Origin of the sequence: Nocardia albiluteola (assembly GCF_018860155.1) — a bacterium.
Classification (GTDB): domain Bacteria; phylum Actinomycetota; class Actinomycetes; order Mycobacteriales; family Mycobacteriaceae; genus Nocardia; species Nocardia albiluteola.
On the sequence record NZ_JAHKNI010000001.1, the window covers coordinates 92,690 to 107,535 of the forward strand.

At 68.8% G+C, this 14,846-nt stretch carries 13 protein-coding genes and 1 pseudogene; 7 read left to right on the forward strand and 7 right to left on the reverse strand.

The features are described 5' to 3' along the window. Positions 1 to 78: 78 nt before the first annotated feature. From KO481_RS00435 to KO481_RS00455, 5 genes and pseudogenes are all read right to left on the reverse strand, one after another. Positions 79 to 2,232, reverse strand: coding sequence for a hypothetical protein (locus tag KO481_RS00435; protein ID WP_215914933.1), 2,154 nt, complete (start codon positions 2,230 to 2,232; stop codon positions 79 to 81). A 179-nt stretch (positions 2,233 to 2,411) separates the two neighbouring features. Next, positions 2,412 to 2,789: a RidA family protein gene (locus tag KO481_RS00440; protein ID WP_215914934.1), complete on the reverse strand. Its 378-nt coding sequence runs from the start codon at positions 2,787 to 2,789 to the stop codon at positions 2,412 to 2,414. Positions 2,790 to 2,860: 71 nt separating this feature from the next. Beyond that, positions 2,861 to 3,646: an enoyl-CoA hydratase/isomerase family protein gene (locus KO481_RS00445; RefSeq protein ID WP_215914935.1), complete on the reverse strand. Its 786-nt coding sequence runs from the start codon at positions 3,644 to 3,646 to the stop codon at positions 2,861 to 2,863. A 193-nt stretch (positions 3,647 to 3,839) separates the two neighbouring features. Continuing rightward, complete coding sequence (locus KO481_RS42640) at positions 3,840 to 4,355, reverse strand: DinB/UmuC family translesion DNA polymerase (protein WP_308166343.1); 516 nt, start codon at positions 4,353 to 4,355, stop codon at positions 3,840 to 3,842. Positions 4,356 to 4,784: 429 nt separating this feature from the next. Then, positions 4,785 to 5,258: pseudogene (locus tag KO481_RS00455) on the reverse strand (Y-family DNA polymerase); the annotation flags it as partial. 75 nt (positions 5,259 to 5,333) lie between these two features. Between KO481_RS00455 and KO481_RS00460 the strand changes: the two are divergent. Then, entirely contained in the window at positions 5,334 to 5,906 is a 573-nt protein-coding gene (locus KO481_RS00460) for a TetR/AcrR family transcriptional regulator (protein WP_215914936.1), read from the forward strand. 3 nt (positions 5,907 to 5,909) lie between these two features. Continuing rightward, positions 5,910 to 6,350, forward strand: coding sequence for a PaaI family thioesterase (locus tag KO481_RS00465; RefSeq protein WP_215914937.1), 441 nt, complete (start codon positions 5,910 to 5,912; stop codon positions 6,348 to 6,350). A 266-nt stretch (positions 6,351 to 6,616) separates the two neighbouring features. Here KO481_RS00465 and lon read toward each other — a convergent pair whose 3' ends face one another. Continuing rightward, on the reverse strand, positions 6,617 to 9,052 hold the full coding sequence (lon, locus tag KO481_RS00470) for an endopeptidase La (protein ID WP_245400307.1): 2,436 nt from the start codon (positions 9,050 to 9,052) through the stop codon (positions 6,617 to 6,619). 296 nt (positions 9,053 to 9,348) lie between these two features. On the opposite strand from lon, the gene KO481_RS00475 reads away from it, so the two are divergent. The 3 genes from KO481_RS00475 (at position 9,349) to KO481_RS00485 (ending at position 12,281) form a co-directional block, all read left to right on the forward strand. Next, a complete protein-coding gene (locus tag KO481_RS00475; RefSeq protein WP_215914938.1) occupies positions 9,349 to 9,924 on the forward strand; it encodes a TetR/AcrR family transcriptional regulator in 576 nt (191 codons plus the stop codon). A gap of 138 nt (positions 9,925 to 10,062) precedes the next feature. Next, positions 10,063 to 10,536: a flavodoxin family protein gene (locus KO481_RS00480; RefSeq protein WP_215914939.1), complete on the forward strand. Its 474-nt coding sequence runs from the start codon at positions 10,063 to 10,065 to the stop codon at positions 10,534 to 10,536. Positions 10,537 to 11,072: 536 nt separating this feature from the next. Continuing rightward, positions 11,073 to 12,281, forward strand: coding sequence for a glycoside hydrolase family 76 protein (locus tag KO481_RS00485; RefSeq protein WP_215914940.1), 1,209 nt, complete (start codon positions 11,073 to 11,075; stop codon positions 12,279 to 12,281). Between the two features lie 44 nt (positions 12,282 to 12,325). On the opposite strand, the gene KO481_RS00490 is transcribed toward KO481_RS00485, so the two are convergent. Next, positions 12,326 to 12,916, reverse strand: a complete 591-nt coding sequence (locus tag KO481_RS00490; protein WP_215914941.1) for a Uma2 family endonuclease — start codon at positions 12,914 to 12,916, stop codon at positions 12,326 to 12,328. 192 nt (positions 12,917 to 13,108) lie between these two features. On the opposite strand from KO481_RS00490, the gene KO481_RS00495 reads away from it, so the two are divergent. Together KO481_RS00495 and KO481_RS00500 are read left to right on the forward strand one after the other, a co-directional pair. After that, on the forward strand, positions 13,109 to 13,636 hold the full coding sequence (locus KO481_RS00495) for a hypothetical protein (RefSeq protein WP_215914942.1): 528 nt from the start codon (positions 13,109 to 13,111) through the stop codon (positions 13,634 to 13,636). Between the two features lie 56 nt (positions 13,637 to 13,692). Beyond that, positions 13,693 to 14,823, forward strand: a complete 1,131-nt coding sequence (locus KO481_RS00500) for a PrsW family intramembrane metalloprotease (RefSeq protein ID WP_215914943.1) — start codon at positions 13,693 to 13,695, stop codon at positions 14,821 to 14,823. The last annotated feature ends 23 nt before the right edge of the window (positions 14,824 to 14,846 follow it).

Genomic DNA, 14,846 nt, shown 5'->3' on the forward strand with positions numbered 1-14,846 from the left:
CGCCCGGCGTCGCGCCCTCCATACACACGAATCAGCACGTCATCCGCGGGAGCACGAGGGCCATTCCACGCGGCATTGTCAATGGCCGTATGACGCCACACCGATCGGGCCAACGCCCAGGCAGAGGTTCAAACCCGGTGTGGGAGAGCCGATTCGTAGCAGGGATCCGTGGCCGATGATGCGGACGTAGACCGTGTGCAGGCCCTTCCGGACGGGGGCCAGCACGGTTTCGCCGTGCTCGAGGGCGACGGTGAGGTAGCCGTCGCGGCCGGCGAGGTAGTTGAGCTGGGCGGTCCAGGCGTTGTCGATCATCGGGCCGTCGAGGGGGATCGGAACCGGCTGGGCGGTGGCGATGCGATAGCCGCAGCCGGGGGCCGGTCCGGGCGGGATGCCCCGGTTCCACCAGACCGCGGCGTCGACGATCCGGCCGTCGTCGGCGATCATCCGCAGGTGCGGGGTGGCATGGGCGAACATTGTCGCGGGGGCGAGGGGCGAGAGCGCCACGCTGATCCGGTTCAGCGGATATGTCAATGGGTTCAGTACATCCCAGGGCAACTCCTGCTCGAGCAGGGGCGCGCCCCCGGCTGCGAGCGCGGATTTCACGTTGGTCAGATAGGTCCTGGTCGGGCTGGCCGACCAGGAGCGGCCGTAGGTCCAGGTGGACCACAGGCTGCTCACCATGAAGGCAACCGCCAGCGCACCGACGACCGCGGGGCGTAGTGCCCGTGGCCCGGGACGCCGCGGCCGCGCCCGCAGCAGCAGCGCTCCGGCGATGGTCAGCGGCACGGTGAGATCCGCGAGATACCGCAGGGATTGCGACAGCTCGGCGGTCGTATTCGGCCCGCCGCGGATCAGCGCGATGGGCAGCTGCGCCGCCACGACGTACGCCACCACCGCCAGCAAGACGGGCAGCACTCGGAGCCGGATCCGAATCGATTGCACCGCAACGAGACCCAGCACTATCCACGCCATCCCGACGGTCCATCCGGGCGGCACCGCCCACGGCGTCGACGGCATCCACCGCTCCCAGCCCCACGGCCCGCCCAGCAGCGCGGGCACGATGCCCCGCGAGATGGCGTGGTGCAGCAGCGCGCGAACGCCCGCGGGAGTGCTGCGCACCACCGAGATATGGTGCACCGCAGTGAAATAGACGGCGATCCAGCCGCCCAGCATCGCCGCGGAACCGATCCACAGTCCCGCGCCCCGCCGAATCACGACCCGGATCGCACGATCCTCGCCATCGACATATCGAGCCAGCGCCGCCACCGCGATCGCGACGAACGGCACGATCACCGACTTCTCGAAGAACAGCAGCGCCACCAGCAGCACAAGGCAACCCGACACCGCATACCGCCGCCGCCCGCTGCGCACCAGCAGCACCGCATCCCCGGCCACCCACGCGAGTGCGAACTGCAGCGGCAGCGCGTTCAGCGACGCGGACCACCACGCGAAGGCGGGCAACGTCAGCGGGCAGAACAGATAGAAGACCAAGGGCAACAGGATCACCCAGCGGGTCCGACCCCCGAGCGCCGCCCAGCGTTCCCGCCGGGATCGCGAACTCGCCTTGCCGTCCTCGGCGCGACGGCCCGCAACGACCCCCACGGCGTCGTGGTCATGCCGGACACCGAGGGGGGCGGGCTCGACGATCGGAATCACCGCGGAAGTCCCACCCACGCAGGATGATTGCCGATCAGCGGCGGACCGGCGGACCTCAGCATCTCCGGCCGAGTCGGGCGCTGTCGAGTACACCGCGGTGCGCGATCCATATCCGGGCGCCCCCAGCACGACCAATACCCGCAGCACCGCGACCGAGGCGCCGAGCTGCAGCACCAGCATCGAGATCACCGGCCCCGCCCAGACGTACGGAGCCAGGCGGGTGATGATCCATGCGGCGGCGAAGGCGGCGGGCATGAAATGGCCGTCGTGGTTGTACAGCAGCACGTCGGTGGAGAACAGCGGATATCTGCCCGCACGACCGGCGAGAATCAGGTCGTCCCAATAGAAGTAGCCGCGCCCGGCCACCCAGCCGCGGACCACCAGCTGCACCACGATCAGCGCGAAAGCCACGACCAGCGGATTCGCATAGCGACGCAGCGCACCGCGCGACGTGACCGGACCGGACGACGGCTCCGGCGGTGCGGCCAACGCGTAATGCATGGCACCCGACCCTACGGCCTCGGGCGCGGTCATGCCGGTCCGGTCGCGGCCACTACCTGGATCGCCGGCATCCATGCCCGTTGCACCATCGAACCCGCCCATCCACGCCGCGGAGCAGCGCCGGCCGGGCCGCCGCGATCACCTCGATCTCCGCCCGCCACGCCTGGCCACGAATCGGGTGACGACGGTCAGCACCGGGCAGCACCTCGTCACGAATGCGCGCGTTGGCCTCGCGATCGACAGATCGCCGAGGATCATGCCGGTCCGGCCGCCGCGATCGCCTCGATCTCCAACAGCCACGACTCGTCGTAAATGCCCGTGATGATCACCGTCAGCGCCGGGCAGTGACCGCCCAGCACCTCGTCACGAATGCGGGCATTGGCCTCGCGATCGGCCCGATCGGCAAGAAATACGGTGACCTTCACGAGGTTGCGGAGGGTCATCTCGGCTTGCGCCAGCACGTTCGCGACATTGCGCCACGCCAGCCGAGCCTGTTCCTCGAAGTCCTGCGGTACCTCGCCGTCCGGCGATTCCGGGACCTGACCGCTGATGAACAAAAGCCGATCGGCACCCGTCAGCAATGCTCCCTGACCATAGGAGTTGTACTGCGGCTCAATGCTGGTGATCTGCACGGGTTCGACGATATGTCCGCATGACCGGTGGGGGTGTCGGTTTCGAGTGCGGACGCACCCCGGCCTGTCGCCTAGGTGAACTCGGGGGATCGTTTGCCCAGGAAGGCGGCGATCCCCTCCTGGCCGTCCGCGTCGTCGGCGGCGGCGGAGATGAACGCGGCCTCGCGAGCGAGCTGCTCCTCGAGGGTGTGGTCCGAGCTGACCAGCAGGAGCTTCTTGACGTTGGCGTTGGCATGGCGCGGACCGGCGGCGAACCGGGCGGCCAGCTCGTCGGCCGCCGCGCGCAGCTCGGCGTCGGGCACGACGCGGTGCAGCAGGCCCCAGTCCAGGGCCTCGGCCGCGGTGAGGGTGCGGTTGTTGAGCATCAGCTCCTGGGTGCGGCGCAGGCCGATCAGGCGGGGCAGGTAGTAGGAGGCGCCGCCGTCGGGGCTGAGCCCGGCCCGGGTGTACGCCATCGTGAACGAGGCCGATTCGGCGGCGAGCACCAGGTCGCCGGTCACCGCGAGACTGAAGCCCGCACCCGCGGCCGTGCCGTTCACCGCGACGATCAGTAGCGCGTCCATCCGGGCGAACGACGAGATCGCCTTGTGCAGATCGTGGGCCAGCCCCTTCACATAGGCGCCGGCACCGCCGCCCTGCGCCGCCATCGCCTTCAGATCGCCGCCCGCGGAGAAGAACCGGCCGGACCCGGTCAGCGTGACCACCTTCAGCGCCGGATCGTCGGCGCAGCGGGCGGCGACCTGCGCCAGCTCCCGTCCGAGCACGTGATCGATACCGTTGGCGGCGGCCGGCCGGTTCAGCGTGATCCGGGCGATCGCCCCACTCTGCTCGAACTCGATCGTCTGGAACTGGCTCATGGACGACTCCTCCATCGTTGCGTCGGCCCACTCAGCATGACAAATGTCCGGAAGCACCCGACCTCCGCCCGGATCCTGCCGAAGTCACCCGACACGGACGCACGGGCGCGATACCGGATGCCGTCGAATCGAGGACGGTGCTATGGGACCGATGTGACGGGCCGCCGATGTCCGGGATGGCAAGTGCCGCAACCTACTCCGGAACAAGCTCCACGCGCACCCCGAGCAGCCGAATGGGTCGATCAAGATCGAAGCGCGCCAGCACCTCCAGGGCGGTGTGCGCGATCTCGGCGACATCGGTCGTCGGCGCGGGAAGTTTGCGCTGCTTGGTACGGGTGTAGAAGGTGCTGGTGCGCACCGTGACTCCGACGCGCTGGGTGATGCGGCCGGTGGCGGCGACCTCCTCGGCGACCGCGGTCGCCAGCCGCACCACCGCGGCGTCGATATCGGCGCGTTCGGTGAGATCCTTCGGGAATGTCTCGGATTTGCTGTGGCCCACTGGAATTCGTGGCTCGGTGACCACCTCGGTATCCCCCATGCCGTGCCCGAGGACCCACAGATACGGCCCGGTGTTGGGACCGAACTCCGCGGCCAGCAGCGCGCGGTCGGCCGCGGCGAGCTCGGCGATCGTCGTGATCCCCAGGGCCTCCATGCGTTTCGCGATGCGGGCGCCGACACCCCATAGCGCACTCGTCGGGCGATGCGCCATGAGTTCGGTCCAGTTGGCGGCGGTGAGCCGGAAGATGCCGGTCCCGGTCGCACCATCGGCACCGACTGACTCCGGCGTCCCAGCGTCCGGATGCCGGGCGCGATCCCGGGTGCCCGAATCGCCGCCGCCGATCCTGCTTGCGGCAGTGCCATTCGAATCGCCGGCACCATCGGCGCCGCCGGCAACATCCGCGCCCTCGGTGCCATCCAAGCCATCCGTGCCGTCAGTGCCATCAGCGCTATCCGTGCCGTCGGTGCCATCAGTACCGTCGGCGCTATCCGTGCCGTCGGTGCCATCCGGCCCGTCAGTGCCATCCGATCCATCCGAGCCTCCGGACGCATCCACGCCGTTCTGGGTGCCCGAGTCGTCGCTGCCGTTCGGGACGTCGGTACCGATCTTGTCGTCGATGCGGACGGGCGTATCGCCCTTGCCGACGGACTTGGCGAATCCGGTGGCGAGCTTGGCGCGAAGCTTGTTGTCCCCGATGCCCACCGCGCAGGTGAGATCCAATCCGGTGATGGCGCTTCGGATCTCGCGCGCCAGCCGTTCCGGATCGTCGGTGTCGGCGGCGAGGAAGGCCTCGTCCCAGCCCAGCACCTCGACCCGGACCGGGAAGGTGCGCAGCAGGTCCATGACCTGCTCGGAGGCCTCCTCGTAGGTGGGGATGTCCAGCGGCAGGAACACCGCTCCGGGGCATTTGCGCGCCGCGGTGCGCAGCGGCATCCCGGCTCGCACCCCGTAGCCGCGGGCCGGATACGACGCGCAGGTGACGACCTTGCGGGGCTCGGCCGGATCACCGTGGCCGCCCACGATGATCGGGCTGCCGCGCAGCTCCGGGTGGCGGCGGTATTCGACCGCCGCCTGGAACTGATCGAGATCGACGTGAAGCAGCCACCGGGGCACGGCTCCAGTCTTACCGCAGGCCACCGACAATTCCGGCCATTGCGCCGCATCGGGCGACAGAACTATATTCTGTCTGTGCAGATTCGAGATCGGTTGCTGGAGGCGGCCGAGCGGCAGTTCGGCGAGAAGGGTGCGCTCGAGACCACGCTGGCCGAGATTCGCGAGGCGGCCGGGGCGAGCGTGGGCGCGCTGTACCACCACTTCCCCGACAAGGCCGAGCTGTACCGGGAGGTCTGGGCCCATGCCCTGGCGGACTATCAGCGGCATTTCTGGGCCGCGGTCGGCGAGCGCACCGACGCCCGCTCGGGGATCGTCGCCGGGGTCACCGAACACCTGCGCTGGGTCACCCAGACACCGCATCGGGCGAGAATTCTCCTGTCCGCCCGGCCGCCCGGGGTGCGCGAGAGCGAGAGCAACCGCGAATTCCTGCGCGCCGCGCTGCGCTGGTGGCGCACGCACGCCGCCTACGGCGCGGTCCGCGACCTCGATTTCGACCTGGTCTACGCGCTGTGGCTGGGCCCGGCCCAGGAGTTTTCGCGGCTGTGGCTCGGTGGCGAAATCACTACCGCCCCACTCGATGTGGCTCCCGAACTGGCCGAGGCGGCCTGGCGGGCGTTGCGCGTTGTCCACCCCGAACCGGAGAGATGACCGATGACCACGACCCTCGATCTCGACACCGCCCGCACAGTTCTTGCGGCACAACCCTTCAGCGTGCTGGTCGGCGCGGAGATCACCGCGTTCGGCGGCGGCGAGGCCACCCTGGAGATCCCGATCCGCCCCGAACTCGGTCAGCAGTTCGGGTTCGTGCACGGCGGTGTGCTGGCCTACGCGGCCGACAACGTCATCACGTATGCGGCTGGCACAGTCCTCGGCCCAAACGTGCTGACCGGCGGTTTCACCATCACCTACCTGCGTCCCGCCAGCGGGGTCCGGCTGCGCGCACACGCCCACGTCACCGGTTCAACCCGTCGACAAGCCGTGTGCTCCTGCGAGATTCGCGCCGAACAGGAGAACGGAGAGTCGGTGTTGTGCGCGGTCGCGCAGGGCACGGCGACGTCGGTGGAACGCACACTTCCCCAGTCGGACCGCTAGCCGTACCGAGCGGCCGGACCGCCGCAATCGCCTGCGCCCTGCCGGGTTTCGAGCCGGTGCACGGGTAATGACCATCACCAGGGCGGTTGCGGCGACCCGCCGGATTCACTCCTCGGCGCCAATCTGCCGGTACATCTCCGCAGTGCGGGTGTGCATGCTGCGACCTGGTATACGGACCGCAACGACTGATCTCGTTTGCACATGGGTAATTCACCGGGCGAGCCGTGCGCCTCCCGAAGGAGTGCGCACGGCCCCTGACGTACCGATCAGGCCGAGGCCGCGAGGGCCCCGTACGCCGGCTCGGCGACCGGCTCGATGGCGTAGCCCAGGATCTCGGCCACGTCGGCGACGGGGCGGACATCCAGTGCGGCAAGCACTTCCGCGGGGACGTCGTCCAGGTCCGGCTCGTTGCGGGCCGGGATGAACACCGTCTTCAGTCCCGCGCGCTGGGCGGCGAGCAGCTTCTGCTTCACCCCGCCGATCGGCAGCACCCGACCGTTCAGCGTGACCTCACCGGTCATGCCGACATCCGAGCGGACCTGCCGCCCGAGCGCCAGCGACACCAGGGCGGTGACCATGGTGACGCCCGCGGACGGACCGTCCTTGGGCACCGCGCCCGCCGGGAAGTGGATGTGGATATTGCGATCCAGCACCGAGGGCTCGATCCCGATCTCCTCGAGGTGCGAGCGGACGTAGGTCAGCGCGATCTGCGCGGACTCCTTCATCACATCGCCCAGCTGCCCGGTCAGGGTCAGCGAGCGCTCGCCCTCGGCGGCGTTGGCCTCGATGTAGAGGACGTCGCCGCCCGCACCGGTGACCGCCAGGCCCGTCGCCACGCCGGGAACCGCGGTGCGCTCCACCGAATCCGGGGTGAAGCGGGGGCGGCCCAGGTAGTCCTTCAGGTCGGCCAGTCCGATCACCAGCTGATCGGAAACCACCGGTACCGTGCCGGATTCGGAATTCAGCAGGGCTTCGTAACCCAGCTCCGGGTCGTAGCCCAGTGCCTGCCCGTCGATCCCGATCTCACCCTCGGGCGAGACACCGGAATCGACAACTCCGGCACCGGCATTCGCAGCGGTCCGAGTCCCCGGGTCCTGCTCGGACAGCTTGGTCGCCGCCTTGCGCAGCGCCTTGGCGATCAGGCGCTCCATCTGCCGCACGCCCGCCTCGCGGGTGTAGTTCGCGGCGATCTCGCGCAGCGCCTCCTCGGTGATCGAGACCTCCTGTGCGGTCAGCGCATTGCGCTCGAGCTGGCGCGGCACCAGGAAGTCGCGGGCGATGGCCACCTTGTCGTCCTCGGTGTAGCCGTCGACCGTGATCAGCTCCATGCGGTCCAGCAGCGGGCCGGGGATGGTGTCCATGACGTTCGCGGTCGCGATGAACAGCGTGTCGGACAGGTCCAGATCCAGATCCAGGTAGTGGTCGCGGAACGTGTGGTTCTGCGCCGGATCCAGCACCTCGAGCAGCGCGGCGGCCGGATCGCCCCGGAAGTCCGAGCCGACCTTGTCGATCTCGTCCAGCAGCACAACGGGATTCATCGATCCCGCCTCCTTGATCGCGCGCACGATGCGCCCGGGCAGCGCGCCGACATAGGTGCGCCGGTGCCCGCGGATCTCCGCCTCGTCCCGCACGCCGCCCAGGGCGACGCGCACGAACTTGCGACCCAGCGCCCGGGCCACGCTCTCACCGAGCGAGGTCTTGCCGACACCGGGCGGACCAACCAGCACCAGCACCGCGCCGGAGCCGCGGCCGCCGACGACCTCGAGGCCGCGCGCGGCCCGCCGCGAGCGCACCGCCAGGTACTCGACCATGCGGTCCTTGACCTCGTCCAGGCCGTGGTGATCGGCGTCCAGCACCGCCCGCGCGGCCGAGACATCGGTCGAATCGGTGGTCTTCACCGTCCAGGGCAGTTCCAGCACGGTGTCGAGCCAGGTGCGGATCCAGCCCGCCTCGGGGCTCTGATCGCTACCGCGCTCGAGCCGATCGACCTCGCGCAGCGCGGCCTCACGGACCGACTCGGGCAGGTCCGCGTTCTCCACGCGGGTGCGGTAGTCGTCGGCGCCGTCGGGCTCGCCCTCGCCGAGCTCCTTGCGAATCGCGTTGAGCTGCTGGCGGAGCAGGAATTCGCGCTGGGACTTCTCCATCCCCTCGCGCACGTCCTCGCTGATCTTCTCGGCGACCTCGGCCTCGGCGATGTGATCCTTCGTCCAGCCGATCAGCGCGGTCAGGCGCGCCGTCACGTCGGGGGTTTCGAGGATTTCGCGCTTCTGCTCGTCGGTCAGGTACGGCGCGTAACCGGCGGTGTCGGCCAGGGCCGAGGGGTCGGTCAGCTTGTTGACCGCGTCGATGACCTGCCAGGCCTCGCGGCGCTGCAGGACGGAGACGACCAGCTTCTTGTATTCGGCCGCGAGCTCCTTGGTGCGGCCGTCGGTCGCGGGGGTCTCGACCGGCTCGGCCTCGACCCACAGGGCCGCGCCCGGCCCGGTCACGCCGTGGCCGATCTTGGCCCGGTGCTCGGCCTTCAGGACCGCGGCGGGCGCCCCGCCGCGCATCCGGCCGACCTGTTCGATGGTGGCGACCACGCCGAAGGCGGCGTAACCCTCGGCCAGACGGGGGGCGAGCAGCACGGCGTCCAGCCCCGCGGCCCGCGCGGCGTCGATGGCGGCCTGCGCCGACTCGTCGAGCTCGATGGGCACAACCATGCCCGGCAGCACGATCGGATCGGTGAGGAACAGCACCGGCAGGTTCTGTGGTGTAGTCACGTTCGACCCTTTCCAAAGTTGAGCGATACCTGCTCAACCCCGGACCCTTCGGTTCTGTTCCGAACCCGTGTTCACCGACCGCGAACAGGTCAGCGATCCAAAGTTGAGCGTCATCTACTCAACAGCGATCGTCCGTGGATTGTTCCGATCTGAACATCCGGAGATTACAGATCGAGCCGACCGGCCCCCTCGCACGCCCGGACCTCTACCCTCATGCGATTAGGAGGTGCTGACTCATGTCGCCACGATCGGGTCTGACGACGGACCGGGTGGTCCGGGTCGCGGCCGAGCTCGCCGACGAGATCGGGTTCGACAAGCTCACGCTCTCGGCGGTCGCCCGGAGGTTCGGGGTGAAGGACCCGAGCCTGTACGTCCACGTGCGCAATGTGCACGATCTGCGCGTGCGGGTGGCCCTGCTGGCCAGCGCCGAGCTGAACGAGCGAATCGGATCGGCCCTCGAGGGGCGGTCCGGCCGGGACGCGCTGGTCGCCTTCGCCGACGCGTACCGGTCCTACGTGCTGGATCATCCGCAGCGGTATGCGGCGACGCAGATCCCGATGGACCCGGCCGAGGTGGCCGAGGAACCCGCGCTGCTGCGCAGCATCGAACTCACCACCGCCCTGCTGCGCGGTTACGACCTGGGCGAGGCCGAGGGTTTGGACGCGGCGCGCCTGTTGCGCAGCACATTTCACGGATTCGCCACACTCGAGGCGTCCGGCGGTTTCGCGCACTCCCGTCCGGCCGAAGCGTCGTGGCCGCACATTGTCGACGCGCTGCATCTCACCCTGACGAACTGGCCGTCCTACGCGTAGGCAAGGCGTCGCGCCGGATCACCCTGGCCGCGAACCGTGTTAAGGTGCGGAGAGTTTCACGACGTGGGGAGAACAACCGAAGCCGCCGCGCGTATCCCGGTGGGCGCGAGCGGGTTTCGAGGGTGGAAGGGATTCGAGGTGAAGGCCGTCATCGTGTGCAGGTCGGTGTCGCACGGCAATACCAGGAAGGTCGCCGACGTCATCGGTGAGGTGCTGGGGGCACGCGTCGTCGATCCCGCGGAGATCGATGCGACCGAGCTTTCCTCGTGTGATGTCGTGGGATTCGGTTCGGGGGTGCGCAATATGGCCTTCTATCCGGAACTGCTGCAGTTCGCCCGATCGCTGCCCGGGGAGCAGCGGCGCCGGGCCTTCGTCTTCAACACCAGCGGTCTTCCGGAGACGCCCCTGCGGCGCTATCGGCGCGATTTCGTCGGGCTGCTCGAGCAGAAGGGCTTCGAGGTGGTCGATACGTTCTCGTGTTTCGGGTTCGACACCTTCCTCCCGCTGCTGATCGTCGGCGGTGTCCGGAAGGGGCGGCCGAACGCGGCCGATCTGGACGCGGCGCGGGCCTTCGCCGAAGGGCTGCGGGCCCGGATCGACGGCGCATCCTGAACTCCAGGTCCCGGCGCGCATACGGGGCCGAGCCGCCCTGGGCGCATCCTGATTCGAACTGCGGCGGCACATCCTGATCCGTGCTACCGGGGCGCACTCGGATTCGAACTTCCCAGGTGCATTAGGGCCCGATCGGCGCGCAACGGGGCGGCATCTGCCCATATATATCGGGCCGGTGTGATGAACAGTCCGTGCACCATCAGCAACGTAGGCGCATAGGGAGCGTGGCGCGTTCGGCCGAATCGCCGTACGGGGCCATCGTCCGGGCGGCGAGTATCCGACCGGCGGCACCGACAATGTAGCCAGTGAAATCCACTGGGCGACAGCATGATCGGTTGTCATAGCCGTTTCCACGACGACGAGTTGCACGGCGTCCGGAGTCGATCCCACCGCCCTGCGGATCGGCGTTCGGACGGTTGACACCTGCGCCTGAGCGCCCATTCGACGCCGTGCCGAGGTCCTCGGTGCCGGATAAAATGTAGCTGCACGGTTTCCGGCCCCGGCGATCGTTGTTCAGCACAGGGGAGCCCGAGCGGATGGATCACCCGAGTAAGGGGATCGGCCGGCGCAAGGTGCTATTCGCCCTCGCGGGCTCCGTCGCACTCACCGCGATGACACAGCCGATGCAGGCGGTGACTATCGCGCGGAAGGCGCCTCCAGGGCCCGAAGGTCCCGGGGAGCGGGCGCACCTGGCGGAGCGGGCGATCATCGAACGTCACGTGCACATGCTCTGGGGGCAGCCGGGGATGCGGCTGGGCACGCTGCACTGGCCATCGTCGCTGCTGGATCAACTGCTGCTGGCGCGATGGTGCTACTGGTGGCAGGCCCACCTGCTCGACTGCGCGATCGACGCCGCATACCGCGCCCGCACCCCCGAACGCATCGACCGGATCGGCGACCTCGCGCGGGGCATCCACACCCGCAATCTCACCGGCTGGACCAACGGGTACTGCGACGACATGTCGTGGCTGGTCCTGGCGCTCGAACGCGCCGACCGGCTGCTGGGCGTCCGGTTCGGCGACGCCGTTCCGAGGCTGCGAAACGCCCTGGTCGACGGCTGGAATCCGGCCGTCGGCGCGGTGCCCTGGAAGATCGGCAACGACTACTACAGCACCTCCGCGATCGGCCCGACCGGCATCGCCATGGCGCGCCTGGGCAATGTGCCGCGCGCCGCACAGCTCGCCGACTTCCTGAACACCCGGCTGCGCGACGCCGACAGCGGCCTCGTCTTCGACGGTGTGCACGAACCGAGCGGGCGGGTGAACCGGGTCCTGCTCACCTACTGCCAGGGTGTGGCCATCGGGCTGGAAACCGAATTAGCCGTCCGCACAGGCGATTCGGGTCATCGCGACCGCGCCGCGGCGCTCGTCGCCGGGACCGCGGACCGGCTCACCACCGCCGGCGTCATCGCCGCGGCCGCCGGGAACGACTCCGGCCTGTTCATGGGCATCCTCGCCAGATACCTCACCCAGACAGCCCTGGCCCTGGGCGACACCACCGCCGCGAGGATCGTGCACGCCTCCGCCCAGGCGGCCTGGGCCAACCGCGCCGAGGTGGACGGGCTGCCGCTCTTCGGCGCGGACTGGACCCGCCCGGTAGCCGCACCCGGTAGCCTGATGACCTTCCCCGACCTCACGGACCCGCCCACGGGATCCGCGCCGAACCTCACCCGCGACCTGTCGATCCAGCTGAGCGCATGGATGCTGCTCGAGGCGGACTATCAGCTCACCGCGGCCGGACACTGAGTCTCCGGCTTCCGGCGGAAGCGGAGTATTGCTGGTTGCCGGAATTACCAAAGATTATCGAGATTGAGCAATTCACCTGGATCAAGCGCAACCGGAAACGGTGCGTCGATGTGGAGCTTTTCACCGGCATGGAACGTCACCGGCCGACCGTATGCCCCGTCCACCAGCGAATGGACTGCGATTTGGGGACGCGGATCCAGATCGATAATCCAATACTGCGGAATCCTGGTCTCTGCGTATTCGTACAGCTTGTCGACTCGATCGGTCTGCTCGCTACCACTGCGCCGCGAGACAACCTCGACCGCCAAGAGAACATCGCGTCCGTAATAGGTACGCATCCCGGTCTCCATGGCGACACGCGCGGCCTCACCATCTATCACCGCGACATCGGGTTTGCGGACTCCTGCCGAGGTGGAGATATCCATAGGTGCTTGGACGTAGACCTTGGCACCAGCACTACGTGCAGCCGCTCGGAAGTAATCCCTCAGGGCATCGGCGACCCTGTCGTGCAGAGGGCTCGGTGAGAGTGGAATCAACCACCCATCGGCGAGCTCGTATCCCTTGCCCTCGTCGGGCATTGCGTCCAGATCGTAGATCGTGTACGGCCCGAAGACATGGCCGTGGGCAACGCTCACGGCGTCCTTCCTTTCCGGCCGACTTCCTCCCGTCCACAGCGTACCCATCGACACCGCACGCACAGGGTCCTCGGCGCCCCCGCTCCCCGCGGAAAACGTGTTGCTGACTTCGGCACTGTCCGACTACTTCTATCGTTGACGGCATGGGGTCGGTGTGCCGGAACGCGGTGGCCCGCGCCGAGAGGAGCATGGGTGAGCACGGGGCATGACTGGCGGCAGGCCGGGTTCGTGCTGGCGATCGTGGGCGCGTTGATCGCGGTGCCCGCGGTGCTGGCGGCGGTGGTACCGACGCGGGGGACTGCGGTGGGGGCGGGGGAGAAGATCGTGCTCAGCGCGCCGGGCGAGGCACCGGACACCATCGAATTCACCGGGATCGACGGGTGGACGCGGCGGCCGACGGGGGACGACACGACCGCGGTGCTGGACGGGCCGAACCGGCGGGTGCTGCTGGTGAATGTCGTCAACGGGGTGACCGATTTCGACGCCGCGGCGCGGTGGCGGCAGAAGGTGCTGGGGGTGCAGGCCTTCGACGTGGTCACCGACAACGAGCAGATCGGCAATACGCACGGGTTCTCCGGGCCGACCTGCCACGGGACGACCCACCCCGGCGTCTGCGCGGTGCTGGGCAATCACAATCTGGCGGTGTCGGTGCTGCTCAGCGGGCAGTCGTCGATGTCGGATCTGCTGCCGGTGATCTACTCGCTGCGGGCGAAGTCGTGAACGGCCCCCACGTCCCGGGAGGCGGATGGCCGCCACGGGTCGCGATGCCGAACCCGATGCCGGTCGCCAGGCCGCAATATCAGTACGCGGGCCCCGCCGGACCGAACCCGTGGTTCCTGCCCCGCTCGGCCCTGTGGTGGATCTACTGGCTGGTCTGCCTCGGCGGCCTGGCCGCGCTGGTGTTCCAGCTGCTGCCGGCCGCGGTGCTCACCTGGTCCGGGATACTGGTGGGGTTGCCGTTCGCGGTGGTGACGCTGCTGGTGATCGCGACGCTGATCCTGTGGCTCGATCTGTTCCGCGCGCACGTGCGGATCGTGAACGTGCTGGCGATGGGCTTCGTGTGGGGTGCGGCGGGCGGCACGGGCATCGCAATGTTCGCCAACGACAACATCACTCGCATCGTCCAGAACGTGTTCGGCGACGCGTTCGCGGAGAACTGGCAGGCCCCGATCGCGGCCACCATCGTCGAGGAGAGCATCAAGGGCCTGGGCGTGTTCACGGTGGCGTGGCTGAGCCGTCCGCTGCTGACCCGGCCGATGCACGGACTATTGCTGGGCGGATTCACCGGGCTCGGATTCCAGGTCATCGAGGACATCACCTACGAGGCCAATGCGGGATTGCTGTCCGCGCAGGGGGATATCGGCAGCGCGCTGATCGTCGGGGTGCTGCGGCTGTTCACCGGATTCGTCTCACACTGGATGCTCACCGGCATCGCCGGGATCGGCATCGTCACGGCGCTGGGCGCGCCGGGATGGTCCCGGGCGCGGCGTGCGGTGGTCTTCGCGATCTTCTATTTGCTCGGCGCCGCAATGCATTTCGGCTGGGACTCGCCGACCTCCGACGATTCGGGCCTGGGCGGTACCCTCCTGAAGGGCGTGCTCTTCGTCGTCATCTTCGTCGTGGTCTACCTGTGGGTGGTGCGCACCGAGCAGCGCTGGTTCCGCGCACTGGTCGACTTCGTGGCAGCGCAGCGGATGGCCCCGCCGGACGAATTGAACACCTTGGTCTCCCGCCGCGCGCGGCACCGGGCCCGCAAGGCGCAGCGCGTGCCCCATCGGATCGCGCGACTGCGGCGGCACGAACTGCTCGACTGGGCGCAGGCCGTGGACGCCCACCTCACCGCGACCGGCGGTGCAATACTCAACAGGCCGACCGGTTCGATGATCACCGAGCCCGGCGCCCGCTGAGCTCACCGACCGCCCACTCGTGA

Bases quoted from the DNA above. Each gene is read 5' to 3' on its own strand.
- KO481_RS00435 (WP_215914933.1), bottom strand. From the start codon at position 2,232: ATGGATGCCGGCGATCCAGGTAGTGGCCGCGACCGGACCGGCATGACC.
- KO481_RS00445 (WP_215914935.1), bottom strand. From the start codon at position 3,646: ATGAGCCAGTTCCAGACGATCGAGTTCGAGCAGAGTGGGGCGATCGCC.
- KO481_RS42640 (WP_308166343.1), bottom strand. From the start codon at position 4,355: ATGGCGCATCGCCCGACGAGTGCGCTATGGGGTGTCGGCGCCCGCATC.
- KO481_RS00465 (WP_215914937.1), top strand. From the start codon at position 5,910: ATGACCACGACCCTCGATCTCGACACCGCCCGCACAGTTCTTGCGGCA.
- lon (WP_245400307.1), bottom strand. From the start codon at position 9,052: ATGGTTGTGCCCATCGAGCTCGACGAGTCGGCGCAGGCCGCCATCGAC.
- KO481_RS00475 (WP_215914938.1), top strand. From the start codon at position 9,349: ATGTCGCCACGATCGGGTCTGACGACGGACCGGGTGGTCCGGGTCGCG.
- KO481_RS00485 (WP_215914940.1), top strand. From the start codon at position 11,073: ATGGATCACCCGAGTAAGGGGATCGGCCGGCGCAAGGTGCTATTCGCC.
- KO481_RS00500 (WP_215914943.1), top strand. From the start codon at position 13,693: ATGCCGGTCGCCAGGCCGCAATATCAGTACGCGGGCCCCGCCGGACCG.